Below are 22,533 nucleotides of genomic sequence, written 5' to 3'. Positions count from 1 at the left end.
CCTCCTCTTGTACCCGGCGTACCTGAAACCAACCTGAATCGGACCGCTGGCGATATGCCGATGGTCGGTATATGCTGACGGCGTGAACGAACCGACCTTCCTCATCCTCACGGCGCTCGCCGGCGAGTCCCAGCACGGCTATGCCGTGATCGAGGACGTCGAGCGCATGACCGGCGGGCGGGTGCGCCTGCGCGCCGGCACGCTCTATGCGGCGCTCGACCGCCTGCGCGGCGAGGGCCTCATCGAGGTCGATCGGGAAGAGGTCGTCCAGTCGCGGCTGCGGCGCTACTACCGGCTCACGGCGGCCGGCGAGCAGAGCCTCGAGGCCGAGACCGTCCGCCTGCGCACGCAGGCCACGCTCGCGGAGGGCCGGCTGCGTGCCCGCCGCACCGACTTCGGGGGAGCCACCGCGTGACGTCCGAGATCCGTTACCGCCGACTGCTCACGCTCTATCCGCGCGACTTCCGCCGGGAGTACGAGGAGGAGATGCTCGGCGTCCTGATGGCCGATTCCCGTCCCGGCCCGGCGCAGGCGTTCGACGTGGTGCGCGGGGCGCTCGCCGCCCACCTGCGGGGGTTGTGGTCCGGCGACGGCCGTGCGGCCCGCGTGGTGCAGATCTTCGGCGCGATGCTGCTGTTCGCCGTCGCCCTGCGCCGCGTCGCCGTGGATGTGCGTGCCGTGGTGCTCTACAGCGACGTCGCATCGGTGCAGATGGATGCGGTGAATGTGCTCCGGTTGGCCGGTTGGGGCGTCGCCCTCGCAGCGGCTCTCCTCGGGTGGCGCCTGCTCGGTGCGGTCGGCGCCTTCGCCGGGCTGGCCGGCGAGATCCTGTCCCCGGCTCGCTACTACCTGGACACTCCGGCCACGGTGCTGAACGTCTACTGGCTGATCGTGGCCGCGACCGTGGTGCTGGTCGCCGGGTTCGTCGCTGAGCGGAGCACCGTCCGGCCCCGGGGCTGGGTCTTGGTCGCCGGTGCGGGCGTGCTCCTGTTCGTTCAGGGTGCGACGGCCCCCTACAGCGTCTACCAGGGTGTTCGCAGCTGGTGGTTGGCTGTCGCCCTGCTGGCGATCGTCCTGGTCGGCGTGGCGGTGGTCCGTCAGGAGCCCGCAGTCCGCAGCCGTCTGCTCTGCTGGGCCGCTCCCGTCATCGCGACTGTGCCGCTGATCCAGTGGGGCTTCGGCGGCTTCATCGAGTTCAACATGCGCCACCCCGAGGCCACGCAGCTGATCAATCCGTTGCAGTGGGCGGCACTGGTCCTGGTGCCGGTCGCCGCCTTCGCGGGAGCGTCCGCACTCGACCGTCGCGCCCGCGGGGGCGGGGTGGCCGCCCGCGGGTGACGCACCGCTCCCCACCGGCGCCGAGCGATGGGCGGTTTCGTGGCGGGCGGGCGCGGTGAAATAGGGCGCATGACTGACCGGTGGTATCGGAAAGCCGTTGTCTATTGCGCCGACATCGACAGCTTCGCCGACTCGAACGGTGACGGCTGCGGTGACATCCGAGGTTTGATCGGCCGGCTCGACTACCTGGCCCGCCTCGGGATCAACTGCCTGTGGCTCAACCCGATCCACCCGTCGCCCGACCGTGACGACGGCTACGACGTCACCGACTTCTACAACGTGGACCCGCGGTTCGGAAACCTGGGCGACTTCGCCGAGCTGCTGCACCAGGCGAGCAACCTGGGCATCAAGGTGATCATCGACCTGGTGGTCAACCACACCTCCGACAAGCACCCGTGGTTCCAGTCGGCGCGGTCGTCGCCCGACTCGCCGTACCGGGACTGGTACGTCTGGTCCGAGACCGAGCCGGCCGACCGCAAGCAGGGCATGGTCTTCCCGGGCGAGCAGGACGAGACCTGGACCTACGACCGCACGGCCAAGGCCTGGTACTACCACCGGTTCTACAAGTTCCAGCCCGACCTGAACATCAACAACCCGGCCGTCCGCGAGGAGATCAAGAAGATCTGCGCGTTCTGGCTCCAGCTGGGCGTCGCCGGGTTCCGCATGGACGCCGTGCCGTTCATCATCGAGCAGACCGAGCCGGGCAACCCGAACTCGCCCAAGGACCTCGACTTCCTCAGCGACCTGCGCCAGCACGTGCAGTGGCGCAAGGGCGACGCGGTCCTGCTCGCCGAGGCGAACGTCGAACCCGACCAGCTCGTGCAGTTCTTCGGCGACGGCGGGGGCACCAACAACCGCATCCACATGCTGTTCGACTTCATGCTCAACGGCCGGCTGATCCTGGCGCTGGCCCGCGAGGACGCCGAGCCGATCATCGACGGGCTGCGCGACACCCCGAAGCTGCCCGCCGGCGGCCAGTGGGCGACCTTCCTGCGCAACCACGACGAGATCGACCTGTCCCGGCTCACCGCCGAGCAGCGCGCCGAGGTGTTCGCGAAGTTCGGCCCCGAGCCCGAGATGCAGCTGTACGGCCGGGGCATCCGGCGGCGGCTGGCCCCGATGCTCGGCAACGACCGGCGCCGCATCGAGCTCGCGTACGCCCTGCAGTTCAGCCTGCGCGGCACCCCGGTGCTGCGCTACGGCGAGGAGATCGGCATGGGCGACGACCTCACGCTCGAGGGCCGCGACGCGATCCGCACCGGCATGCAGTGGTCGACGCTGCCCAACGGCGGGTTCTCGACCGCCGACGCCAAGGACCTGGCCCGGCCGGTGATCTCGGGTGGCGAGTACGGCTGGGAGAAGGTCAACGTGACCCTTCAGCGGCACGACCCGGCGTCGCTGCTGTCGTGGTTCGAGCGGATGATCCGCACGCTGCGGGAGGCGCCCGAGGTGGGCACGGGCAGCTGCACGCACGTCGATATTCCGGGGCCGACCAGTGTGTTGGTGCACCGGGCCGACGGCGGGACCGGCACGATGGTCTTCGTGCACAACCTGGGCGCCGAGGCGGCCACGCTCGACCTCAGCTCGCTGTACGCCGAGGCCGAGCAGCCCAACGACGTCCTGGCCGACCAGGAGTACCCGGAGCTGGGCGCATGTGACAAGGTCGAGGTCGCCGGCTACGGATACCGGTGGATCCGGCTACGGCGTACGGCGTGACCGGGGTTAAAGTGCACTGTCAGTGCAAATTGACTTACGGAGGTCGTCGTGTCGCAGTCCGCTTCTAGCCGCGTAGCCATCGTCACGGGCGCCGCCCGGGGTATCGGCGAGGCGACCGCCCGCAAGCTCGCTGCCGACGGCATGGCCGTCGCGGTCGTCGATCTCGACGAGGGCGCCTGCGCCAACACGGTGACCGCGATCCACGACGCGGGCGGCACGGCCCTCGCGGTGGGCGCCGACGTCTCCGACGCCCTGCAGGTCGGTGCGGCCGTCGAGCGGGTCGTGGCCGAGCTCGGCGCGCCGACCGTGCTGGTCAACAACGCCGGTGTGCTGCGCGACAACCTGCTGTTCAAGATGACCGACGACGACTGGGAGACCGTCATGGCGGTCCACCTGCGCGGCGCCTTCCTGTTCAGTCGGGCCGTGCAGAAGCACATGGTCGACGCGGGCTGGGGCCGCATCGTGAGCCTGTCGAGCACCTCCGCGCTGGGCAACCGCGGCCAGGCCAACTACGCCGCGGCCAAGGCCGGCCTGCAGGGCTTCACCAAGACCCTCGCGATCGAGCTGGGCCGGTTCGGCATCACCGCGAACGCGGTCGCGCCCGGCTTCATCGTCACCGACATGACGGCGGCCACCGCGGCGCGTGTCGGGGTGGATTTCGCCCAGTTCGAGAAGGCCGCGGTCGCCCAGATCCCGGTCGGCCGGGCAGGTCGCCCCGAGGACGTGGCGAACACCGTATCCTTCCTCGTCAGTGAGGGTGCCGGCTTCGTGTCCGGGCAGGTCATCTATGTGGCCGGCGGCCCGCGCGCATGATGCATCGGTTGCTGGGAGGCGCTACAAAAGAATGATGAACCGACGCATGAGCTCTCGTAGCGTGTCGCTCACCAGCACGTTCTTGCTCCTGGCGGCGGGCGGCGCGGCGGCGTGCGACAACGACGACGACTACCAGGACGCCAGCTTCTACTGCGCCGATGCCAACGGCACGGTCGTCGACGAGGACTACTGCGACGACGACGACAACAACGGCTCCGGCCTGGGCGTCCTGCCGTTCTTCATCTGGTACTCGTCCGGCTTCCGCCCGGGCTATCCGGTCGGCTACCGGCTGCCGGCCGGCGGCTACAAGTTCCCGTACAACGACCGGGCGGCCCGGCAGTCGTTCGGGCTGCCGGCCACCGGCCGGATCGGCAACGGCACGGTCAAGACCAGCGTGGTCGGCAAGGGCGGCGCGGCGCGCAGCACCTCCGGCAAGAGCTCGGGCGGCTGAGCGTGCGCAGAGTTCCGCACGGTCCGGTCCGCGACGGCTGGAAGCTCACCAACTACAGTCTCGGGCTGACCTACAACGACACCGAGCTGCCCGACGGGTCGATGGTGTCGTACTGGCAGGAGGGGCCGTACTACGACTTCACCGCCGCCGAGATCGAGGAGCTCGAGACGGCCACCGCGGCGCTCTACGAGATGAGCCTCGAGGCCGGCGACTGGATGGTGAAGCAGTGCCCGCGCCACACGGTGCAGGGCCGTCGCGAGGGCTACTTCGCCTCGGTGTGCAACCCGTCGACGTGCTTCCTGGCGAAGATCGGCGTGCCCGAGTTCGCCCACGAGCAAATCATCCGCACGTGGTTCGACGGCGACGCCGAGACGTGGACGCACTACGACAAAGACCCCGACATGCGGCTGCCCATGGAGACGCCGGACTACTCGCCGAGCGTCTACGGCCGCTTCGACCTCTGGTACAACGGCGCCGGCAGCACCCCCAAGCTGCTCGAGTTCAACGCGCAGACGCCCACCTCGCTGGTCGAGAGCGCGGTCATCCAGTGGCACTGGGCCGACCAGACCAACCTAACCAAGCACCCGTGGCGGCAGTGGAACTCGATCCACGACCGCCTGGTGGGCTGGCCCGCGACCCCCGACGAGCCGGCCGACCCGGGCGCGTGGCGGCGCAACATCGGCAAGCTGCGCGAGGCCCGCACGTGGCTGCCCGAGAAGCCCAAGATCTTCTTCGCGTACGAGACGTCCGAGACCTCCGGCGAGGACCGCATGAACGTCGCCTACCTGATGGCGACGGCGGAGGAGGCCGGCTACCCGGTCGAGCTGATCGCGATGAGCCAGATCGGCTGGGACGTCGCCGGTGACCGGGTCGTGTTCGTGCCCGCCCCCGGCCGCGAGCACCAGGCCGAGCCGATCGACATCATCTTCATGCTCTATCCGTGGGAGTGGTTCTGGACGGAGGAGGGCGGCAAGGCCTTCTTCCGCAACATGGCCGACCCCACCAAGCACGGCACGGTGTGGATCGAGCCGCCCTACAAGGCCGCGCTGCTCGGCAACAAGGCCCTGTTGCCGGTGCTGTGGATGCTCTTCGGCGACAATCCCGAGCGCAGCAAGTACCTGCTCCCGGCGTACTTCGCCGAGTCCTCCAAGGCGTCCACGCTGACCAGCTACGCCAAGAAGCCCATCTGGGGCCGCGAGGGCGGTTCGGTGACCCTGGTGCGCGACGGCCGGACGATCACGACCAACCCTTCCGAGTACGGCTCGGACGGGCGCTACGTCGTGCAGGAGCTGTGCGAGCTGCCGTCGTTCGAGGGCCTCGAGGGCACCGTGCACCCGGTGATCGGCTCGTGGCTGATCGACGGCGAGCCCGCCGGCATGGGCATCCGCGAGGGCCTCGGCACCCAGGGCCTGGTGACCAACAACATGAGCTTTTTCGTCCCCCACACCATCGAGGCCGACGACTAGGGCGCAGGCCTAGCGGCCGGGGCGGTGGCGCCAGATCCACCAGAGGCCGATGAACGGCAGGACGAGGGGCACGTAGCCGTAGCCGCTGCCGAAGCGGGACCACACGGTGTCGTCGGGGAAGGCCACGGCGTCGGCGATGCTCAGGATGCCGACGGTGAGCACGCCGACCAGCTCGATGGTGCAGCTCACCAGCGCGATCAGGCGGCCGCGCGTGCCGCCGATCGCCAGGCCCACGGTCGCGGAGATGTAGACCAGGCCGGCGAACGCGGAGAGCAGGTACGCCAGCGGCGCCTCGCCGAAGTGCGTGGTGATCTGCACCAGGGCGCGGGCGCTGGCCGAGAGCGCGAAGATGCCGTACACGAGCAGCAGCACGCGGCCGAGGCCGGTGCCGAGCGCGGCGTCGCTGGGGCGGGCGGAGGTCTCAGGCACCGGTCACCGACGCGATCTGCTGCAGCCGCAGCACGAGGACGGGGATCACCAGGCAGGCGACCCCGAGGATGAGGCTGCCCCACCGGGTCGGCTCGAGCCGGGCCAGGTAGAGGCCGACGGGCACGAACCCGAACGTCGTGATCAGGTAGCCCACGAAGGTGGCGGTGTCGCTGGGCCGCGCATCGCCGAACAGACCGACGACCGCGCTCACCACGAGCACCGCGACCACGACGCTGAGGACGGCGGCGGCCAGCAGGTCGGCGCGGCCGGGCGCGCGGTCGAGGGCGGATCGCAGCAGGTACCACGCCGCCAGCACCAGGGCGGCGACGATCGTCACCACCGACAGAACACCGTTCACCCGGCACAGCGTACTGATGGATCTCGGCCTGGTAGCTTGCGGCTGGGCGACATGAGAGGCAGGCCGGCATGCGGTTCGGACTTTTCGGCACGGGACCCTGGGCACACCAGGCGCACGCCCCGGCGCTCGCCGCGCACCCCGACGTCGAGTTCGTCGGGGTCTGGGGCCGCGATCCCGCCAAGGCGGCGGAGCTGGCCGGGCTGCACGGCGCCCGGGCGTACGCGGGCCGCGCCGAACTGATCGCGGACGTCGACGCCGTCGCGATCGCGCTGCCGCCCGACGTGCAGGCCCCGATCGCGCTGCACGCCGCCCGCGAGGGTCGTCACCTGCTGCTCGACAAGCCGGTCGCGTTCACCAACGCCGAGGCCGCCGAGATCGTCGACGCGGTCGCCGAGCATGACCTCGCCTCGGTGGTGTTCTTCACGCGCCGGCTGATGCCGCAGCTCGCCGAGTTCGTCGCGGACGCGGCGGCCACCGGCGGCTGGACCGAGGCGCGCGTCGACCACCTGGGCTCGATCTTCACGCCGGACAACCCGTTCGGGGCGTCGCCCTGGCGCAAGGAGAGCGGCGGCCTGTGGGACGTCGGTCCGCACGCGCTCGCCCTGGTGCTGCCCGTGCTCGGCCCGGTGACCGAGGTCGCCGCGATGGCCGGCCCGCACGACATGACCCACCTGCTGCTGCGCCACGCGAGCGGCACGATCAGCAACCTGACCCTGTCGGTCGACGCGCCGCCCGCCGCGGAGCGGGAGGACGCGCTGTTCGCCGGGGAGGCGGGCGTACGCCCGGTGCCCGACCAGCCGTGGTCGCCGGTCGACGCCCTGGGCCGCGCGATCGACCAGTTGATCGCCCACGCCGCCGGCGGCCCCGCCTCGGAGCTCGACGTCCGGTTCGGCGCCGAGGTGACCGCCGTCCTGGTCGCCGCGCAGGAGGCGGTCACCTCGGGTCGTACGGTCGCTATCGGCACCGCCAGATGATCGGCACGGCGGGCTTCGACGGGTCGGCGTTGCCGCTCCACACGGTGCCCGCCACCACGCGGACGTCGTCGCTGACGTTCTCGATGACGAAGTTGCCGGTGCCCTCCATCACCGGCGCGGCATAGGCGGGAAGGCTCAGCACCGACCGGCCGGCGAAGACCTTGGGCTCGGCCGCCATGAACTGCCCGAACTTCGTGCCGGCGACCTGCGCCTCGCGCCGATCGGAGTTCAGCTCCTGCCAGGTGCCGCTCCGCAGCTCGTACCGGTAGAGCATCGTGTCGCGGCCCGCTCCGGGGAGGGGCAGGCCCGGGTCGGCGCTCGCGGCCACGGGTGTGGAGAGCGTCCCGTAGAGCCAGCCGTGGCCGAAGACCATCGGCATGAAGCCGTTCGCCTCGCGGCCCCCGACCTTCGGCAGGTCGAGGTATCCGCCGGTGCCGTCGGGCCGCCACAGGTAGGCGCGCCACTCGACCTCGCCGACGATCGTCCCGTCCGGCGCGATGTCGACGACGGACGCCCGTTGGTCCCCGATGCCGGCCGGTAGAGGCAGCGGCTCCGGCTGGGCGTCGGGGGACCTCCAGCGCACCGGCTTTTCCTTGCCGGGCGTGCCCACCTGCCCGGCGATCACCCCGGCGTCGTTGATCGCGACGGCCTCGCCCCGGCCCCCGGCCAGCCTCCTGGCCTTTCCCCCGGCGAGGACGTACGGGTCGGGATAGCCGTCGGAGTTGCCGCCGACCGCGACGCCGGAGGCGTTGATGTCGCCCATCCGCACGCCGGCGCTGCCCTTGCGGATGTCCGGCGGCGTCACGTCGGCCACCAGCTTGCCGTCGTGCCACACCAGGATCGAGTGCGGGACGCCCGGGGTCGGAACGTGCGCCTCCGAGACGCCGACGAGCCAGGCGCCGCTCGGGTCGCCGCCGGTCACCTCGGCGCTGGTGTGCCGTCCCATCGGCAGCGTGCCGGCCGTGCACGCGGCCGGAAGGATCGGATCGGGCGGCAGGTCGGGCCCCGGGCTGGGCTTGTCCTGACCGGCCACCAGGATCCCGCCGGTGAGCGCGGCGACGAGCGTGGCCGCCAGCGCCGAGCCGCCGGTCCACCAGCGGCGGCGGCGCATCCGGCGGCCCTCGCGCATCGCCCGCACCACGTCGATGGCGGGCGGCCCGGACGGCTCCTCGCGCAGCGGGCGCAGCAGCAGGAAACCGTAGTCGTCGTCGTTCACAGCGCGCCTCCCACACGGTCGCCCAGAATCCGGCGCAGGGCGCTGAGCCCGTGCGAGGTCTGGCTCTTCACGGTGCCTTCCGAGCACCCGAGCAGCTCGGCCACGTCGGCGACCGGGCGGTCGCAGAGGAAGCGGAGCACCAGCACGGCCTGCTGCCGCGCGGGAATCCGGCCGAGGGCGGCCCGCAGCACCGCCTTCTCCTCCACGGGGGTGTTCGGCGCGGCCGGCTGCTCGGGTGGCGCGCCGCCGCGCAGGCTCACCCGCCACCAGCCGCGGCGCCGGTCGTCGAGGAAGGTGCGCACGAGCATCGTGTGCACGTAGGCGTCGACGTTGTCGACCTTCGCCACGCGCGGCCACGTCGCGTACAGCTTGGTGATGGTCTCCTGGACGAGGTCGTCGGCCTGGTGCTCGTCGCCGCTCAACAGGTAGGCGACCCTGCGCAGCGCCGGGATGCGGCCGGTCACGTATTCCAGATAGCCCGCGTCCGTCTCGTCATTCATCCCCGCTCCCGTCCTTCTCTCTCTCGTCGCACTCATAGACGGGGATCCGCTCGGCGAGGTTGTAGCGAATTTCCGCCGGTGGCACCAGTCCGGGACCACCGGCGTGCCGAATGGGGCTTGAATAGCTGAAACGGCGAAAGGCGGATCCCATGGCGGAGCGCGGCATCGGCCGCCGCCCCGAGCACCTGGCGGCGGTTCCGGACACCGGCGCGCCGCCGGTCGACGCGGGCGACCTGCTGCGCGCGGTGGCCCGCGGCGACGAGAAGGCGTTCGGCAAGCTCTACGACCTGGTCGCACCCCGGGTGTACGGCCTGATCCGGCGGGTGCTGCGGGATCCGGCCCAGGCCGAGGAGGTGACGCAGGAGGCGCTGGTCGAGGTGTGGCGCTCGGCGGCCCGCTTCGACTCCGCGCGCGGCTCGGCCACGTCGTGGATCTTCACGATCGCGCACCGGCGGGCGGTCGACCGGGTGCGCTCCGAGCAGGCCGCGACCGAGCGGACCATCCGCGCCGGGGTGGCCGCCGTCGACACGCCGTACGACGCGGTGGCCGACGAGGTCTCCGGCCGGCTCGAGCGCCAGCAGGTGCGCCGCTGCCTCGACGGGCTCACCGAGCTGCAGCGCCAGGCGGTGACGCTGGCCTACTACCAGGGGCACTCGTACTCCCGGGTGGCCGAGCTGCTGGGCACGCCGCTGCCGACGGTGAAGACGAGGATGCGCGACGGGCTGATCCGCCTGCGCGACTGCATGGGAACGGGGGTCTCGGCGTGACCACGGAGATCCACACCTTGGCCGGCGCGTACGCGCTGGACGCGGTCGACGAGTTCGAGCGGACGGCCTTCGAGCGGCACCTGCGCGACTGCGACAGCTGCCGGTCGGAGGTGGACGAACTGCGGGAGACCGCGGCGACGCTGGCGCACGACACCTGGTCGGTGCCGCCGCCGCGGCTGCGCGAGAACGTGCTGGCGGAGATCGCGCGGACCCGACAGCTGCCGCCCGACTCCGCGCCCGCGGCCCGCAAGAGCTTCCGCTGGCAGCGGCTCACTGCCGCGGCCGCGGCTGTCGTCGCGGCGGCCGGCGTGGGCACGACCGTCTACGTGGTGCAGGACCAGCGCGTCCGCGACCAGCGGGCGATCGCCGAGCAGGCGCAAGCCGAGATCGGCCGGGTGCGGGCGATCCTCGCCGCACCCGACGTCGAGCTGCGCGAGCAGGCCGTGTCGACCGGCGGACGGGTCACCGTGGCCACGTCGCGGCTGCACAACGCGGGCGTCGTCATGCTCGCCGCGAACGCCGCGCCGGAGGGCCGGGTCTACCAGCTCTGGACCGTACGGCCCGGCGGCGGCCCGCAGTCCGTCGGAGTACTGCACGAGGGCCAGGAGGCCGACGTCGTCGTGCTCGACGGGCTGCCCGGCGCCAGCGACGTGGGCGTCACCGTGGAGCCGCCGAAGGGTTCGGCCACGCCCACGCTGCCGATGGTGGCCGACGTGAAATTGACCTGAGATCGGACCCATCCGCCGCATGGTTCGTCCCGAATAAAGGGTGTAAGTAACAAACATCCGAAAGGGACGAACCATGCGTGCAACGAAGCTCACCGCGGTGGCGGCGGCGGCCCTGTTCTCGATCTCGCTCGCGGCCTGCGGCTCCGATTCGTCCAGCGACTCCTCCGGCGGCGACAGCGCTGCCGCGGCGCCCACGATGACCGCCTCCGCGGCGCCCAGCTCGGCTCCGTCCGACATGATGACGACCTTCGGCGCCGGCTGTTCGGCCGTGCCGACCGACTCCTCCAACCCCGGCAGCTTCCAGGCCATGGCGCAGGTGCCGGTGGCCACCGCGGCGTCGGGCAACCCGCTGCTGTCCACACTGGTCACGGCCGTCAAGAAGGCGGGCCTCGTCGACTCGCTCAACTCGGCCGACGGCCTCACGGTCTTCGCGCCCACCAACGACGCGTTCGCCAAGATCCCGAAGGCGCAGCTCGACAAGGTGCTGGCCGACAAGAAGACGCTGACCAGCATCCTGACCTACCACGTGGTGCCCGGGAAGCTCGCGCCCGAGGCGCTGGCCGGCCCGCACAAGACCCTGCAGGGCGGCGAGGTGACCGTCACCGGCAGCGGCGAGCAGTTCAAGGTCAACGACGCGTCGGTGGTGTGCGGCAACGTGCAGACGGCCAACGCCACCGTCTACATCATCGACTCCGTCCTGATGCCGAAGAGCTGATGCGGACTCCGGCCGGAGCGGTCGCCGGTTTGCTGGCCGCGGGCTGGGGGGTGGGCGTCGCCGAGGTGCTGGCGGCCGCCACCCGGCCCGCGGCCGGGCCGCTGGTCGCGGTGGGCGGCGCGGTCATCGACGCGACGCCGACCGCCGTGAAGGAGCTCGCCGTGCGCGAGCTGGGGACCTCCGACAAGCCGGTGCTGCTGACGGTCGTCGGTGTCATGGTGGCCCTGCTGGCCGCGCTGGCGGGCGTGGTCGCTGTCCGTAAGCGCATCATGATCGTCGCGGGGCCCGCCGTGCTGGGCGTGGCGGGGGCCGGCGCGGCGTTGTCCCGGCCGGCTTCCCAGGCGTACGACGTGGTGCCGTCGATCGTCGGTGCGGCGCTGGCGGCCGTGGCGTTGTGGTGGCTGCTGCGCCGCGCGGCTCCCGGCGTACGGCTGGATCGCCGGGGCTTCCTGCGGGCGGCGGCGCTGGTGGCCGGGGGTGCGGTGGTCGCCTCGGGTGCGTCCGTGGCGGTGCGGCGGGCCGCGGGCGGGGCGCGTGCCCGGGCCCGGGAAGCGGTGCGGCTGCCCGCAGCGGCCGACGCCGGGCCACCCGTACGCCCGGAACTGCTCACGCCGAACGCGGACTTCTATCGGGTGGACACCGCCCTCACCGTGCCCCGCGTCGACCTGGACGGCTGGTCACTGCGCGTGCACGGAATGGTGTCGCGGGAGGCGCGGCTCTCGTTCGAGGACCTGCTCGCGATGCCGCTGATCGAACGGCCGGTGACGCTGACCTGCGTGTCCAACGAGGTCGGGGGACCGTACGCGGGGACCGCCCGGTGGCTCGGGGTGCCGCTGGCGCCGCTGCTGCGCTCGCTGGGCGTGTCGGCCGGCGCGGATCAGCTGGTGGCGCGCTCGGTGGACGGCATGACGATCGGCACCCCGGTGGCGACGCTGCTCGACGGGCGCGACGCGATGCTCGCCGTCGGCATGAACGGCGAGCCGCTGCCGCTCGAGCACGGCTTCCCGGTGCGCATGATCACCCCGGGCGTGTACGGGTACGCCGGCTCGTGCAAGTGGCTGGCCTCGCTCGAGCTGACCACGTTCGACCGCTTCGACGCGTACTGGGTCGAGCGCGGGTGGGCCGTGCAGGCGCCGGTGAAGACCGGTTCGCGGATCGACCGTCCCCGGCCGTTCGCCCAGGTGAAGGCCGGTGTGGTGACCGTCGCCGGGGTGGCGTGGGCGCAGGGGCGGGGGATCGCCTCGGTCGAGGTGCGCGTCGACGACGGCCCGTGGCGCGAGGCCGAGCTGCTGCCGGCGCCGTCGGCGGACACGTGGGTGCAGTGGCGGTACGCGTGGCAGGCCGGGGCCGGGCCGCACTCGCTGGCCGTGCGCGCGACGGACCGTACGGGCGCGGTGCAGACCCAGGACCGCGCCACCCCGTTCCCCAGCGGGGCCACGGGGTGGCACACGATCAGCGTGACGGTCGGCGCCTAGGGAACCGTGCGCTCGATGGCGGCGGCGCCGTCGCGCTCCAGCTCCTCGCGGGCGCGCTCGACGTTCTCGGGGGTGGGGTCGCGGCCCTCGGCGACGGCGAGGTCCTCGGGATCCCAGGGCTGCTCCGCGCCAGTGCGGTAGGTGGGCTCCCCGCCCGGCTGCTCGGCCGGCTCATCCCCGGGCGCCAGGAACTCGGGCGTCTCGCTGTCGGGACCGCCGCCGGTCATGAACGCGTCGACCGCGACGTCGTCCTCGATGGCGTCGGCCACCTCCGGGGTCTCCTCCAACGGCTGATGTATCTCGTCGGTCATGATGTCCTCCATCGGTTCGGCTCAGGATGGGTACGTACCCCATCGACGCGTGTCCGCACCATGTGCCGGAAAGGGACGATCAATCAGTCCGCCGGTCAAACTGAGCGCTAACTGGACAGGACTTGCGCGTTACGGATGGACGCTTAGTAGCGGGCCGAATACATTTTCGCCTTGAGCCCGCACACGGGGTCCGGCGGATTCCCGCGGTCGTGGGCGCGCTGAGGGGGGAACGCATGGCCGAGAGCCGGGGAGGGCGGTCGTGACCAGCCTGTCCGATGCCGAACGGGACGCGTGCGACGCGATGCAGGCCCTGGCGGGGCTGGCCGCGCTGCTGCGCCGTCCCGCCGCGGACGTGCCGGGCCTCGACCCGGCCGATCCAGCGGCCGACGACGTACGTCGCCTGCTGCTGGGCCTGGCCGAGGACGGTGGCGAGGCGGCTGGGCGGGTGCTGGCCTACCTCCGTGAGCTGCGCGGCGCCGGCGACGGCGACCTGGCCGCCGTGCCCGCACGGCTCGGCCCGTGGCGCGAGTGGGTCCCGCCGAGGGGCCATCTGTTCGGGCTGGCGCCCGCGCGCCCTGCCCCGAACGAGGTACCCCAGCCCCGAAGGAGTGACCCGGGGGAGTAGCCGCCCGGGTCGAGCTTCGTCGCCTTCCGGTGTCCTGTCCTGTCCGGTTCGCGTCGGGGCCCGTACGCTTCGTGGACTGCCCTGCCTTCGAGCCTGTCCGTTCCGCGTGGCCGTCCCTGCGTTTCGTGGACTGCCGCTGTGGGCGGTGCTGTCCGGTTTGTGTCACCTGGTGCGAGGTCCGCTTTCCGGCCCGACTTCACTCACGGTCAGCGGACCGGTTGTCGCCACGGTCGCCGTTCCTGCAGGCGGCGAACCGGGCTTGTGGGCTGAACCGGTTGTCGCCACGGTCGGTGCTTTGCAGGCAGCGACCAGCGACTCCGCTTGGCTCGACCTGACGTCGCCTCGGTGAGCGGCGCAGCAGGCGGCGACCAGGCGACGGCCGGCGGCGCACGGTCGGCTGGGTGCGGCGGAGGCGAGATCAGCGGGTGGCGCGGAGGGTTTCGAACGGGGACTCGTTGAAGCGGGCCCGGTAGGCCGAAGCGAAACGGCCCAGGTGGGCGAACCCCCAGCGGTGGGCGATGGCGGCGACGGTCAGGCGGGCGGGGTCGGCTCGGCGCAGGGCCTCGTGGGCGCGGACCAGGCGGATCTGCTGCAGGTACGTCATGGGCGCGGTGCCCAGATGGCGGCGGAAACCCTCCTGCAGGGAGCGCACGCTCATGTTGGCGATGCGGGCCAAATCGGTCACCGTGAACGGGCGCTCGGGCTCGTTCTGGATCACGTCGACCACCCGGCGGATGGCGCGGGGCGGAGCTGCGGCGGCGTCGCCGGTCAGTTCGTCGCGATAGTTGTGGGGCAGGCTCATCAGCAGGCCGGTGACGACGGTGCAGCGGACGCGCTCGGCCATGAGCGGCTCGGCGAACAGGCTGGCGTCGTACTCGAGCTCGTCGCACATCAGGCGGACGAGGCGGCTCCAGCTGTGCCCGGGGCCGGCGGAAAGGTCCACCTTCGGGGGGAGGCCGAGGGGTCGCTCGACCGGGTGACCCAGCAGTCCGCACAGTTCGTCTTCCAGCGCCTTGCGCTCGACCTTGACCGCGACCTCCGCGGAGTTCGCGCCGCGGGAGGTGAAGACGGGGCTGCCGGGGCCGAACACGACCCCGCTCGACGGGCCGGCGACGACTTCGCGACCGGCGTGCCGGGCGTGCAGCCGGCCGTGCGTCGGCATGCTCACGTGGTAGGCGTCCAGCTCGGCGACCTGCAGGGTCACGGGCGTGGCGAAGCTCAAATGTCCGACCGTAAGCGGTCCGAGTTGGATCACTCCGACCCCTAGCCGGAAGTCGGCTGTGTCGTCCGGCGATCCCACCGCCACGGGGTAATAGAACCGATTTAGCACCGCCCGCGCCTTGTCGAGATCCACGCCGCTGAACTGGACTATCTCGGGAATCTCGGGGAACGCGGGGGTCGATCTGGCAGAGGCCTCAGCCATGCCTGGACAAGTCCCATCGCATACCGTGAGTATTCGGCCCCGGTACGTGGAACGTCAACGTTCCCCGCGCGCGCTGACCGATCCAGCACATTCAGGCCATATGAACTACTCTGGCGTTCCGCGCCTACGTGGCGTAACTTGCAGACCAGCGGATTGTAGGAACGCGGTTGGAGAGCGGCGCAGGGGCGAGGCGCCCGATGCTCACCGGGATCACGATGGGGATCGTTCGTGGTCGTCGGCATGTGTCCTCCACGCGGACGTCGGCGTCGGCCCGCTCGACGCCAGGAAGAGGGCAGCCGTGTATCTGCCGATCACCACGCGCCAGTTGGCCGATGGCACCGTCGAGATCGCTCCCAGCGGTGAGATTGATCTTGACAATGCCCACGTGATGCGGGACGCCGTCAACGACGTGCTGACCGGTTCCACGCCGGGCAAGATCTGCCTCGATCTCCAACGCGTGATGCTGATCGACAGCATCGGCATCGGCATCCTCGTGGCCTGCTTCCACACCGCCGCCGCGAGCGGGGTCAAGCTCGTGGTCAGCCACCCCAGCCCGACGGTGTACCGCCAGCTCTGGGTGTCCGGCCTCGTCGGGTTGCTGGGCTGCGCCGAGCCGCCCTCCCCGCGTACGTCGGTCGGCCTGCGCCCCTCCTGACCAGCTCCCGGGCGCGGACGGCCCGGGACGGTTGAATGGTGCGCATGACCGTTCTGCGCTCGATCGCCCTGTTCCTGCTGGCCGCGCTCGCCGAGATCGGCGGCGCGTGGCTCGTCTGGCAGGGCGTCCGGGAACACCGGGGCGCGCTGTTCGCCGGCGCCGGGGTGATCGCGCTGGGCGCGTACGGCTTCGTGGCAACCCTGCAGCCGGACCCCCACTTCGGCCGGATCCTCGCCGCGTACGGCGGGGTGTTCGTCGCGGGCTCGCTGGCTTGGGGCATGGTCGTCGACGGCTTCCGCCCCGACCGTCTTGACATTCTGGGCGCCGCGCTCTGCCTGGCCGGGGTCGCCGTCATCATGTACGCCCCTCGGGGCACCTGACCACTTCCGGTCGCCGCCGTCTCAGCATCCGCCCCGCCCTGCCCCGCCCTGCCTCGTCCTGCGCTGCCTCGTCCTGCGCTGCCTCGTCCTGCGCTGCCTCGTCCTGCGCTGCCTCGTCCTGCGCTGCCTCGTCCTGCGCTGCCTCGTCCTGCGCTGCCTCGTCCTGCGCTGCCTCGTCCTGCGCTGCCTCGTCCTGCGCTGCCTCGTCCTGCGCTGCCTCGTCCTGCGCTGCCTCGTCCTGCGCTGCCTCGTCCTGCGCTGCCTCGTCCTGCGCTGCCTCGTCCTGCGCTGCCTCGCCCTGCCCTGCGCTGCCTCGTCCTGCGCTGCCTCGCCCTGCCCTGCGCTGCCTCGCCCCGCCCTGCCTCGCCCCGCCCTGCCTCGCCCCGCCTTGCCTCGCCTCGCCCCACCCGCCCGGGAGGGGGGCGGGCGGAAGAAAGGGCGGGCGGAAGAAGGGCCGGGCGGGAGGAGGGGCGGGCGGAAGAAGGGTCGGGCGGGAGGAGGGGCGGGCGGAAGAAGGGTCGGGCGGGAGGAGGGCCGGGCGGGAGGAGGGGCGGGCGGGAGGAGGGGCGGGCGGAAGAAGGGTCGGGCGGGAGGAGGGCCGGGCGGGAGGAGGGGCGGGCGGGAGGAGGGGCGGGCGGAAGAAGGGTCGGGCGGGAGAAGGGGCGGGCGGGAGAAGGGGCGGGCGGGAGAAGGGCCGGGCGGGAGAAGGGCCGAGCGGAAGGAGCAACAGGCGGAAGAAGGGGGGTGCGAAGGAGGAGTGGCGCGGAAGGAAGAGCGACACGGGCGTCGGGCCGCCCCGCGGGTGGGGGACGGCCCGGCGCCGGTCGGGAAGGGCTCAGTGCAGGGGGACGCCGGTGGCGGCGGCCTCCTGGGCGCGGCGCTCGTCGCCGCTGAGGTCGGAGAGCGGCTTCTCCTTGATGAACAGCACGGCGATCACGGCCAGGAAGGCGATCGGGGCGCCGATCAGGAACAGCTCCGCGGTGGCCGTGCCGTAGATGTCCTTCACGACGTCCAGCACCTGCGGCGGCAGCTGGCTCACGTCGGGAACCTCCTGCCCGCCACCGCCGGCCGCCGCGGCGGCGCCGAACCTCTCGGCGAACAGCGACGACACCTTGTTGGCCAGCACCGCGCCCAGCGCGCTCACCCCGATCGCGCCGCCCATGCTGCGGAAGAACGTGAGCGTCGAAGTGGCGGCGCCCAGCTCGGCGGCGGGCACGTCGTTCTGCGCGGCCAGCACCAGGTTCTGCATCAGCATGCCGACGCCGACGCCCAGCACCGCCATGTGCACCGAGATGACCAGGACGCTGGTGTCCGCGCCGATGGTGCTCAGCAGCAGCATGCCGCCGGTCATCACGATCGCGCCCAGGACCAGGTACCTCTTCCACCTGCCGGTCTTCGTGATGAGAGCTCCGGCAACGACCGAGGACACCAGCAGACCGAAAATCATCGGCAGGCTCATGAGGCCGGCGACCGTCGGGGACTTACCGAGCGCAACCTGGAAGTACTGCGACAGGAACACCGTGCCGCCGAACATCGCCACACCGACGAGCACGCTCGCCACGATCGACAGGGTGACGGTGCGGTTGCGGAAGATGCCGAGCGGGATGATCGGCTCCTCGGCGCGGGACTCCACCCACACCGCGAGCGCCAGCAGCACGAGTCCGCCGGCCACGAACGCCGCCGTCTGCCACGACGCCCAGTCGAAGTGCTGCCCGGCGAGCGTCGACCAGATCAGCAGCGTGCTCACGCCCGCGGTGATGAGGAACGCGCCCAGCCAGTCGATCTTCACGCCGGGACGGCGTACGGAAGGCAGGTGCAGCGTCTTCTGCAGCAGCGCGATCGCCGCGACCGAGAACGGCACGCCGATGAAGAAGCACCAGCGCCAGCCCAGCCAGGAGGTGTCCACCATGACGCCGCCGATCAGCGGCCCCGCGATCGTCGCGACACCGAAGACCGCGCCGAACATGCCGGAGTAGCGGCCCATCTCGCGCGGCGGGATGATCGCCGCCAGCACGATCGTGGCGAGCGCGGTCATGCCGCCCGCGCCGACGCCCTGCACCACCCGGCTGACGATCAGGACGCCGACGTCGGGGGTGAAGCCGGCGATCAGCGAGCCGGCAACGAACAGCAGCAGCGAGATCTGGATCAGCAGCTTCTTGTTGTAGAGGTCGGCGAGCTTGCCCCAGAGCGGCACGGTGGCGGTCATCGCCAGCAGCTCGGTAGTGACGATCCAGGTGTAGACGGACTGGCTGCCGTTGAGGTCGGCGATGATGCGGGGCAGCGCGTTGGAGACGACGGTCGAGGCGAGGATCGCCACGAACATGCCGAGCATCAGCCCGGAGAGCGCCTGCACGACCTCGCGGCGAGCCATCCGGCCGGACTCCGCGGTGGGCGCGGCGGCCTGGTCGACCGCTTCGGCCGCGACCGGCGCGCCGCCGAGCGCGACGGCGTCCTCGGCGACGGTAGGGTCCGGCCGGTCGGGCGGACTGGTGAGTGTCATCGCGTGTCTTCCTGGTGAGAGGGGCGGGGCCCGGCGGGTGGTTCGGCCAGGCCGGAGGCGAGCAGCTCGAAGGCCTCGCGGACGAGCTCGGCGAGGTCGCGGCCGTCGGTGGCCCAGCGCATCATCGCGGTGCGCAGCGCGGCGCCGACCAGCGTCGCGGCGAGCTGGGGGAACATGCTGTCGGCGGGCAGGCCCGTCCGGGCGGCGACCGCGGCGACGGTCTCCTGCTCGGCGCACTCCCCGCGGGCGACCAGGATCGGCAGCAGCGACGGGTTGTCGCGGATGACCCGCATGCGCAGCAGCCACACGTCGCGCTCGGCCTGGATGCCGGCGATGTCCGGCAGCATGGCCTCGAGGAGCGCGGGCACCAGCGGCACCCCGGCCGGCACGGCGAGCAGCCGCTCGCGCATCGAGGGCCCGTCGGGCATCGCGCCGATCAGCGCGTCGTCCTTGGTGGCGAAGTAGTTGAAGAACGTACGCGGGGAGACGTCGGCCGCCTCGCTGATCTCCTCGACGGTGACCCGGTCGAGGCCGCGCTCGTCCACCAGACGCAGGGCGGCCGCTATCAGGGCCGCCCTGGTCTGCTGTTTCTTTCGGTCTCGCCGCCCGGTGGCGGCGGTCGTCGCTGTGCTGCCCACAGATGCAGGCTAGAGCCGATGTTGCAGGCCCTGCAAACTTTTATTCTCTGCAGTGATGCGCGTTACGGACGCGCCGACCGGCAGGGCTACTCGGCGTAGCGGGTGGGTGGGAACGGGTTGTCCGCACTGAGCGGCGCGGTCTCACCCTCCGCCTCCTGGCGGGAGGTGACGCTGCGGATGTCCTGTCCGTCGGTGTCGGCGTCCGGGTCGAACGGGACCGGGTCGTCGGTGGCCGGCGGCACGTCCCCGGCGTCGTAATCGGTCACTCCGGCGTCGGCGCGCTCCTGCTCGGTGCGGCGAGCCAGCTCGTCGTCGTCGAGGTGGGCGGGGGTGCCGCCGTGGAACCGGCGGTCGCGCTGCCCCTCGGCGGCCTCGGAGGTCACGTTGTCCCTGGCCATGTCTGATCCCCTTTCACTGCCTTACGCGGCGATGGCCGTTCTACCCGCTGAGCTGCACGAATAACGTCGGCGCACGATGATCACAAACTCCACAGTGGGGAGTCTGGCATCCTGGGAAGTTCCCGAGAGGATTCCGATGGCACTTGCAGTTCGACCGGAACGCATCGACGTGCGCACCCGTGATCGCGACGTGGCGGCCGAGGCGATCAACCGCATCGCCGCTCACCGGTCCCGCATCACGTTCAACGACCCGGCCGCGGTCGATCTGCGGGTCCGGGAGAGCCGGTACGGCGACGTCGACACCGCGCTCATCCGCTTCGGCGGCGTGCGCTACCACGCGCACGGCGAACCGTGGCCGTTCCTGCTGACCGGCTTCGTGGCCGAGGGCGGGGCCCGCGTCGAGGTGCGCGGCCAGACCATCGCGCTGCCTCGCATGCAGGGTTTTCTCTATCCCGTCGGGGTGCCCACCTCCGGGCACTACGGCGACTCCGTGCTCGTCCTGCTGCGGCTGCCCGTGAGCGTCGCCGCGGAGGTGGCCGAGGCGGTCACCGGCCTGCCCGCCGACGAGCTGCGGTTCGCGGGCATGACGCCGGTGTCCGAGGAGGCGCGCCGGCTCTGGGTGCAGACCGCCGACTTCGTGTGGCGGCAGCTGAGCACTCCAGGCGCCGAGCCTCCGCCGCTGGTCTCGCACCAGCTCGTACGCCTCACCGCGTCCACGCTGATCTCGGTGTTCCCGAACACGACCATGACCGCGACCCGCACGAACGACGGCGGTCACGTGGCCCCGGCGGTGCTGCGTCGCGCGACGGCGTTCATCGAGGAGCACGCCGAGGAGTCGCTGACGGTCGGCCTCATCGCGGCCGCCGCCGGGGTGGGTGTGCGCGGGCTGCAGACCGCGTTCCGCCGCCATCTCGACATCACGCCGATGGGCTACCTCCGGCGCGTACGGCTCGACCGCGTGCACCGGGAGCTGCTGACCGGCAACCCCGCCGACGGCGTGACCGTGCAGGAGACCGCCCGGCGCTGGGGCTTCGTCAACCTGGGCCGCTTCGCCGCCGAGTACCGCGCCGAGTACGGCCGGACGCCCAGCCAGACGCTGCGCGGCTAGCTCACAGCGGCAGCACGACGGAGGTCGGGGTGTCGCCCACGCACGTCACCGTCATGCGATACCTGATCCGGTCGGAGAACAGGATCCGCGCCGCGAGCGCCGGGCCCTGCTGCAGGACCTGCACGGTGTAGCCCTCGGCGGGTTCCCACCCGGTCAGCTCGGCCTCGCCGCCGGCGCACACGGCATAGACGACTCCGCCGCGCGACGACAGCCGCCTGCCCTCCGGCGGATCCGCCGTGGGTGACGGCGAGGGCTCACTCGAGGTGCTCGGCTGCGGCAGGGCGCTCACGCTGGGCGACACGAGGGGCGACCCGGACGGTACGGCGGAGGGCAGCGGCAACGGGCTGCCGCTGCCGGCGATCACTCCGCCCGGCCCGGGCGCGCCGGCGGTCGCGGGCGCCGGATCGTTCCCGCCCGCGGTGGTGGCCGGCGGCACGACGCGCCCGCTGATCACGGCGGAGGGCGCGGCCGAGGTGGGCGCCTCGGCGACCTGCTGCCGTCCTCCCGCCTGCGGCTCGCCGTCCGCGATCCAGGCCCCCAGCGCTGCGGCGACCACGACCGTGATCCCGGCCGCGGCGAGGACGTGCTTCCGGCGTACGCGCGGGGTTGCGTCCGGGGTCACGGGCGCCGGCGGGGCGATCGCGTGGTGCGGCACGCGCATCGCCGCAGTCTCGTCCCCTTCGCGTACGGCATCGGCCGCCGCAGCCTCGGCCGCGTCCGCCAGTGTGGCCGACACCTCCGCCGCGGTCGGCCGGTCGGCGGGGTTCTTGAGCAGGCAGCGGTCGATCAGCTGGGCGACCGCGGCCGGCACGCCCGGCAGCTGCGGCAGCGGGGCCGGGGCCACGTACACGTGGGCCTGCAGCATCTGGGTGGTGCTCTCGACGCTCCACGGCGGCTCGTGGGCCAGCAGCCGATAGAGCAGCACACCCAGCGCGTACACATCGGACGCCGGCTCGACCGCATCGCCGGTGAGACGTTCGGGCGCGAGGTAGGCCGGGGTGCCGACCAGCATGTCCTCGGGTTCGCCGGGACCGGCCGCGGCGGCGATGCCGAAGTCGACGACCTTCACCCCGCCCGGCGAGAGCATGATGTTGGCCATCTTGATGTCGCGGTGGACCAGGCCGTCCTCGTGCGCGGCGGCCAGCGCGGCCGCCACCTCGCCGCAGATGCGGAAGATCGTCCGCGGCGGCAGCGGCCCCGACGACGCCTTCTGCTGCAGGGTCGGCCCGTTGACCAGCTCCATCACGACGTACGGGAGATCGTCGGACTCGCCGTAGTCGTAGACCTGCGCGATGTTGGGATGCGACAGCGTGGCCGCCGCCCGGGCCTCGTCGCGGATGCGGGCGCGCGACTGCGGGTCGCCCGCGAACCGGCCGGCGAGCACCTTGACCGCTACCGGCCGGGCGAGCACCTCGTCGTGGGCGCGCCACACCACGGCCATGCCGCCGGCGCCGAGTTCGTCCAGCAATTGGTAGCGGCCACCGAGTGCTTGCCGAACGTCCACCGGAGCAGTTTGCCAACCCGCCCGCGAATCCGCACATCCGAAGCC

General features: G+C 72.0%; 25 protein-coding genes. 15 read left to right on the top strand and 10 right to left on the bottom strand.

Annotation, left to right across the window (positions count from 1 at the left end):
* The first annotated feature begins 82 nt into the window (after positions 1–82).
* The 6 genes from ACSNN8_RS07800 to ACSNN8_RS07775 all read left to right on the top strand — a co-directional run bounded on the left by ACSNN8_RS07800 (position 83) and on the right by ACSNN8_RS07775 (position 5,784).
* A complete protein-coding gene (locus ACSNN8_RS07800; RefSeq protein WP_436647936.1) occupies positions 83–415 on the top strand; it encodes a PadR family transcriptional regulator in 333 nt (110 codons plus the stop codon).
* Positions 412–1,338: a hypothetical protein gene (locus ACSNN8_RS07795; RefSeq protein WP_436647934.1), complete on the top strand. Its 927-nt coding sequence runs from the start codon at positions 412–414 to the stop codon at positions 1,336–1,338. The genes ACSNN8_RS07800 and ACSNN8_RS07795 overlap by 4 nt, the downstream gene beginning before the upstream one ends.
* 69 nt (positions 1,339–1,407) lie before the next feature.
* A complete protein-coding gene (locus ACSNN8_RS07790) occupies positions 1,408–3,054 on the top strand; it encodes an alpha-amylase family protein (RefSeq protein ID WP_436647932.1) in 1,647 nt (548 codons plus the stop codon).
* Between the two features lie 48 nt (positions 3,055–3,102).
* Positions 3,103–3,867: a 3-oxoacyl-ACP reductase FabG gene (fabG, locus tag ACSNN8_RS07785; RefSeq protein ID WP_436647930.1), complete on the top strand. Its 765-nt coding sequence runs from the start codon at positions 3,103–3,105 to the stop codon at positions 3,865–3,867.
* Between the two features lie 46 nt (positions 3,868–3,913).
* Positions 3,914–4,318 carry a hypothetical protein gene (locus ACSNN8_RS07780; RefSeq protein ID WP_436647929.1) on the top strand — a complete coding sequence of 135 codons (405 nt, stop codon included), beginning with the start codon at positions 3,914–3,916 and terminating at the stop codon, positions 4,316–4,318.
* 2 nt (positions 4,319–4,320) lie between these two features.
* Complete coding sequence (locus ACSNN8_RS07775; RefSeq protein ID WP_436647927.1) at positions 4,321–5,784, top strand: glutathionylspermidine synthase family protein; 1,464 nt, start codon at positions 4,321–4,323, stop codon at positions 5,782–5,784.
* A gap of 9 nt (positions 5,785–5,793) precedes the next feature.
* Here the strand turns inward: ACSNN8_RS07775 and ACSNN8_RS07770 are convergent, their stop codons facing one another.
* Together ACSNN8_RS07770 and ACSNN8_RS07765 are read right to left on the bottom strand one after the other, a co-directional pair.
* Complete coding sequence (locus tag ACSNN8_RS07770; protein ID WP_436647925.1) at positions 5,794–6,213, bottom strand: hypothetical protein; 420 nt, start codon at positions 6,211–6,213, stop codon at positions 5,794–5,796.
* On the bottom strand, positions 6,206–6,571 hold the full coding sequence (locus tag ACSNN8_RS07765) for a hypothetical protein (RefSeq protein ID WP_436647923.1): 366 nt from the start codon (positions 6,569–6,571) through the stop codon (positions 6,206–6,208). The genes ACSNN8_RS07770 and ACSNN8_RS07765 overlap by 8 nt, the downstream gene beginning before the upstream one ends.
* Before the next feature lie 68 nt (positions 6,572–6,639).
* Between ACSNN8_RS07765 and ACSNN8_RS07760 the strand changes: the two genes are divergently transcribed.
* A complete protein-coding gene (locus ACSNN8_RS07760) occupies positions 6,640–7,545 on the top strand; it encodes a Gfo/Idh/MocA family protein (RefSeq protein WP_436647921.1) in 906 nt (301 codons plus the stop codon).
* Here the strand turns inward: ACSNN8_RS07760 and ACSNN8_RS07755 are convergent.
* Entirely contained in the window at positions 7,526–8,761 is a 1,236-nt protein-coding gene (locus ACSNN8_RS07755; protein WP_436647919.1) for a hypothetical protein, read from the bottom strand. The genes ACSNN8_RS07760 and ACSNN8_RS07755 overlap by 20 nt on opposite strands.
* Positions 8,758–9,261: a SigE family RNA polymerase sigma factor gene (locus ACSNN8_RS07750; RefSeq protein WP_436647918.1), complete on the bottom strand. Its 504-nt coding sequence runs from the start codon at positions 9,259–9,261 to the stop codon at positions 8,758–8,760. Before ACSNN8_RS07750 ends, ACSNN8_RS07755 begins: the two co-directional genes overlap by 4 nt.
* Positions 9,262–9,410: 149 nt before the next feature.
* Between ACSNN8_RS07750 and sigK the strand changes: the two genes are divergently transcribed.
* The 4 genes from sigK (at position 9,411) to ACSNN8_RS07730 (ending at position 12,946) form a co-directional block, all read left to right on the top strand.
* Positions 9,411–10,028, top strand: a complete 618-nt coding sequence (gene sigK, locus ACSNN8_RS07745; protein ID WP_436647916.1) for an ECF RNA polymerase sigma factor SigK — start codon at positions 9,411–9,413, stop codon at positions 10,026–10,028.
* Entirely contained in the window at positions 10,025–10,756 is a 732-nt protein-coding gene (locus ACSNN8_RS07740) for an anti-sigma factor (RefSeq protein ID WP_436647915.1), read from the top strand. Before sigK ends, ACSNN8_RS07740 begins: the two co-directional genes overlap by 4 nt.
* Before the next feature lie 73 nt (positions 10,757–10,829).
* Positions 10,830–11,471 carry a fasciclin domain-containing protein gene (locus tag ACSNN8_RS07735; RefSeq protein WP_436647913.1) on the top strand — a complete coding sequence of 214 codons (642 nt, stop codon included), beginning with the start codon at positions 10,830–10,832 and terminating at the stop codon, positions 11,469–11,471.
* Positions 11,471–12,946, top strand: a complete 1,476-nt coding sequence (locus ACSNN8_RS07730) for a molybdopterin-dependent oxidoreductase (protein ID WP_436647912.1) — start codon at positions 11,471–11,473, stop codon at positions 12,944–12,946. Before ACSNN8_RS07735 ends, ACSNN8_RS07730 begins: the two co-directional genes overlap by 1 nt.
* Here the strand turns inward: ACSNN8_RS07730 and ACSNN8_RS07725 are convergent.
* On the bottom strand, positions 12,943–13,257 hold the full coding sequence (locus ACSNN8_RS07725; protein ID WP_436647910.1) for a hypothetical protein: 315 nt from the start codon (positions 13,255–13,257) through the stop codon (positions 12,943–12,945). The genes ACSNN8_RS07730 and ACSNN8_RS07725 overlap by 4 nt on opposite strands.
* A gap of 259 nt (positions 13,258–13,516) precedes the next feature.
* Here ACSNN8_RS07725 and ACSNN8_RS07720 point away from each other — a divergent pair, with 259 nt between their 5' ends.
* Positions 13,517–13,882: a hypothetical protein gene (locus tag ACSNN8_RS07720; protein WP_436647909.1), complete on the top strand. Its 366-nt coding sequence runs from the start codon at positions 13,517–13,519 to the stop codon at positions 13,880–13,882.
* A gap of 418 nt (positions 13,883–14,300) precedes the next feature.
* Here ACSNN8_RS07720 and ACSNN8_RS07715 read toward each other — a convergent pair whose 3' ends face one another.
* Positions 14,301–15,305: an AraC family transcriptional regulator gene (locus ACSNN8_RS07715; RefSeq protein WP_436647907.1), complete on the bottom strand. Its 1,005-nt coding sequence runs from the start codon at positions 15,303–15,305 to the stop codon at positions 14,301–14,303.
* Between the two features lie 298 nt (positions 15,306–15,603).
* Between ACSNN8_RS07715 and ACSNN8_RS07710 the strand changes: the two genes are divergently transcribed.
* Positions 15,604–15,960, top strand: coding sequence for an STAS domain-containing protein (locus tag ACSNN8_RS07710; RefSeq protein WP_436647905.1), 357 nt, complete (start codon positions 15,604–15,606; stop codon positions 15,958–15,960).
* 44 nt (positions 15,961–16,004) lie between these two features.
* Entirely contained in the window at positions 16,005–16,340 is a 336-nt protein-coding gene (locus ACSNN8_RS07705) for a YnfA family protein (RefSeq protein WP_436647904.1), read from the top strand.
* Positions 16,341–17,175: 835 nt separating this feature from the next.
* On the opposite strand, the gene ACSNN8_RS07700 is transcribed toward ACSNN8_RS07705, so the two are convergent.
* From ACSNN8_RS07700 to ACSNN8_RS07690, 3 genes are all read right to left on the bottom strand, one after another.
* A complete protein-coding gene (locus ACSNN8_RS07700; RefSeq protein ID WP_436649459.1) occupies positions 17,176–18,711 on the bottom strand; it encodes an MFS transporter in 1,536 nt (511 codons plus the stop codon).
* 125 nt (positions 18,712–18,836) lie between these two features.
* The gene (locus ACSNN8_RS07695) at positions 18,837–19,478 is read right to left on the bottom strand and encodes a TetR family transcriptional regulator (RefSeq protein WP_436647902.1); all 642 of its coding nucleotides are present in this window, start codon (positions 19,476–19,478) and stop codon (positions 18,837–18,839) included.
* An 86-nt stretch (positions 19,479–19,564) separates the two neighbouring features.
* Entirely contained in the window at positions 19,565–19,876 is a 312-nt protein-coding gene (locus ACSNN8_RS07690) for a hypothetical protein (RefSeq protein ID WP_436647900.1), read from the bottom strand.
* Positions 19,877–20,012: 136 nt separating this feature from the next.
* Between ACSNN8_RS07690 and ACSNN8_RS07685 the strand changes: the two genes are divergently transcribed.
* Positions 20,013–20,984 (top strand): AraC family transcriptional regulator, encoded by a 972-nt coding sequence (locus ACSNN8_RS07685; protein ID WP_436647899.1) that lies wholly within the window; start codon positions 20,013–20,015, stop codon positions 20,982–20,984.
* 1 nt (position 20,985) lies between these two features.
* Here ACSNN8_RS07685 and ACSNN8_RS07680 read toward each other — a convergent pair whose 3' ends face one another.
* Positions 20,986–22,488, bottom strand: coding sequence for a protein kinase domain-containing protein (locus ACSNN8_RS07680; RefSeq protein ID WP_436647897.1), 1,503 nt, complete (start codon positions 22,486–22,488; stop codon positions 20,986–20,988).
* Positions 22,489–22,533: the final 45 nt, after the last annotated feature.

The sequence above is a fragment of the Actinoplanes sp. URMC 104 genome (assembly GCF_051386375.1).
Lineage (GTDB): Bacteria > Actinomycetota > Actinomycetes > Mycobacteriales > Micromonosporaceae > Actinoplanes.
Note: the sequence above shows the minus strand (reverse complement) of the source record. Positions and strands in the feature narration are given on the sequence as shown.

Bases quoted from the DNA above. Each gene is read 5' to 3' on its own strand.
- ACSNN8_RS07760 (WP_436647921.1), top strand. From the start codon at position 6,640: ATGCGGTTCGGACTTTTCGGCACGGGACCCTGGGCACACCAGGCGCAC.
- ACSNN8_RS07715 (WP_436647907.1), bottom strand. From the start codon at position 15,305: ATGGCTGAGGCCTCTGCCAGATCGACCCCCGCGTTCCCCGAGATTCCC.
- ACSNN8_RS07735 (WP_436647913.1), top strand. From the start codon at position 10,830: ATGCGTGCAACGAAGCTCACCGCGGTGGCGGCGGCGGCCCTGTTCTCG.
- ACSNN8_RS07705 (WP_436647904.1), top strand. From the start codon at position 16,005: ATGACCGTTCTGCGCTCGATCGCCCTGTTCCTGCTGGCCGCGCTCGCC.
- ACSNN8_RS07750 (WP_436647918.1), bottom strand. From the start codon at position 9,261: ATGAATGACGAGACGGACGCGGGCTATCTGGAATACGTGACCGGCCGC.
- ACSNN8_RS07700 (WP_436649459.1), bottom strand. From the start codon at position 18,711: ATGGCTCGCCGCGAGGTCGTGCAGGCGCTCTCCGGGCTGATGCTCGGC.
- ACSNN8_RS07780 (WP_436647929.1), top strand. From the start codon at position 3,914: ATGAGCTCTCGTAGCGTGTCGCTCACCAGCACGTTCTTGCTCCTGGCG.
- ACSNN8_RS07725 (WP_436647910.1), bottom strand. From the start codon at position 13,257: ATGACCGACGAGATACATCAGCCGTTGGAGGAGACCCCGGAGGTGGCC.
- ACSNN8_RS07685 (WP_436647899.1), top strand. From the start codon at position 20,013: ATGGCACTTGCAGTTCGACCGGAACGCATCGACGTGCGCACCCGTGAT.
- ACSNN8_RS07730 (WP_436647912.1), top strand. From the start codon at position 11,471: ATGCGGACTCCGGCCGGAGCGGTCGCCGGTTTGCTGGCCGCGGGCTGG.
- ACSNN8_RS07790 (WP_436647932.1), top strand. From the start codon at position 1,408: ATGACTGACCGGTGGTATCGGAAAGCCGTTGTCTATTGCGCCGACATC.
- ACSNN8_RS07690 (WP_436647900.1), bottom strand. From the start codon at position 19,876: ATGGCCAGGGACAACGTGACCTCCGAGGCCGCCGAGGGGCAGCGCGAC.
- sigK (WP_436647916.1), top strand. From the start codon at position 9,411: ATGGCGGAGCGCGGCATCGGCCGCCGCCCCGAGCACCTGGCGGCGGTT.